Below are 1,676 nucleotides of genomic sequence, written 5' to 3' on the forward strand. Positions count from 1 at the left end.
TGGTCTCCTGCAGGACGCCGCGCGGCGCGCTGCTGCTCGCGGCCGACGTCGCGCGCGCCCCGGAGCGGACCGACGTCTTCGTCCTGACCCTTCGGGAGGAGACCGCGGACGCCACGGCGGTCGAGGCCCTTTCGCAGGCCAACATGGTGCTGCAGTCGCTGCCGGTCGGCATCGAGCTCTACGACCGGCGGTTCAACGCCCTGTTCTACAACAGGAAGTCCGACGAGCTGTTCGACTATTCCGAGCGCGCCGTCATCAACCACGCGGACTGGTGGGAGCTCGCCTTTCCGGATGCGGAGAAGCGCGCGGCCGCCCGCGCGGAGTGGGCCGCCGTGACCGCCGCCGCCGAGGCCGATCCGACGCAGGCCCATATGGCCGAATGGGCGGTGATGTGCCGCGACGGCGTCACGCGCGACATCCAGTTCTATTATCGGCGCGCCGGGGAGGGGTTCTCGCTGGTGCTCTGGGACGTCAGCGACCGCCGCCGGCTGGAGAGCGAGCTTCGGGAGCTCGCGCTGACCGACAGTCTCACCGGCCTGCCGAACCGGCGCTGCTTCTTCGAAACCGCCCAGTCGCTTTTCGACAACGCGCCGCCGAGCCGCGCGCTCACGGTGCTGATGCTCGACGTCGACCACTTCAAGGCCGTCAACGACCGGTTCGGCCACAGCGTCGGCGACGAGGTCCTGAAGGCGGTTGCGGCGCGCGGCAAGGCGGCGTTGCGCAAGGAGGACCTCATCGCCCGCGTCGGCGGGGAGGAGTTCGCGGCGCTCCTGCCCGGAACGGACGGCGCGCAGGCCGCCTGCATCGCGCGTCGGCTGCGCCAGGCGATCATCGCGACGCCGGTCGTGGTCGGGGCGGTCGCGATCCCGGTGACGGTCAGCATAGGGGTCGCGAGCCGACGCAAGGACGACGCCGCGGCCGAAGTCATCGTGGAGCGCGCCGACGGCGCGCTCTACGCGGCCAAGAGCCAGGGGCGCGACCGGGTCGTGGTGGCCGACGGGGACGACGCGGGCGGCTAGAGGGCCCGCAGCAGCGCGACCCTCGCGTCGCCATAGGTTCGGACCTCCAGGGTCTCGAAGCCGGCCGGCGCCGCCGCTTCGGCCTCGGCGCTCTCCTCCCACACCACGAGCGCGCCCGGGGCAAGCCAGCCGCCGTCGCGGGCGGAGGCGAGGGCGCGTTCGCCGAGCCCCTTGCCATAGGGCGGGTCGGCGAAGACGAGGTCGAAGGGCGCCATGCCGGCGGGCCCGAGCCTGGTCGCGTCGCGCCGGAAGATCTTGGTCGCGCCGCCGAGCCCGAAGCTCTCGATATTGCCGCGCAGGCAGGCGCGGGCTTCCGCTCCTTCGTCGACGAACAGCCCGAAGCGCGCGCCGCGCGACATCGCCTCGAGGCCGAGCGCGCCGGTGCCGGCGAACAGGTCGAGCACGCGCGCGCCCTCGGCCGGATCGCCATAGGCGTGCGCGAGCACGTTGAACACGGCCTCGCGCAGCCGGTCGCTGGTCGGCCGGATCGCGCGTGAATCCGCCGAGGGGCCTTTCAGCGCGCGGCCCTTGAACCTACCGCCGACGATCCGCACCGCCGGGCCGTCCTCTGCCGCGGCCTGCGTGGTCAGGTTGCGCCGGGTCAGCAGCATGGACAGCACGAGGCGCGACGACGCGGGGCCGATCGCGGAGGCGAGC

General features: G+C 73.1%; 2 protein-coding genes. One reads left to right on the forward strand and one right to left on the reverse strand.

Annotated elements, in window-relative coordinates:
* Positions 1–1,019 (forward strand): sensor domain-containing diguanylate cyclase (locus ACIKT0_RS17960; protein ID WP_407106691.1); only part of this gene is annotated, 1,019 nt, incomplete at its 5' end.
* Here the strand turns inward: ACIKT0_RS17960 and rsmD are convergent.
* A complete protein-coding gene (gene rsmD, locus ACIKT0_RS17965; protein WP_407106692.1) occupies positions 1,016–1,573 on the reverse strand; it encodes a 16S rRNA (guanine(966)-N(2))-methyltransferase RsmD in 558 nt (185 codons plus the stop codon). The two genes, ACIKT0_RS17960 and rsmD, sit on opposite strands and share 4 nt — an antisense overlap.
* Positions 1,574–1,676 lie beyond the last annotated feature (103 nt).

This window comes from Hansschlegelia beijingensis, assembly GCF_045505405.1.
In the GTDB taxonomy this organism is placed as follows: Bacteria; Pseudomonadota; Alphaproteobacteria; order Rhizobiales; family Methylopilaceae; genus Methylopila; species Methylopila beijingensis_A.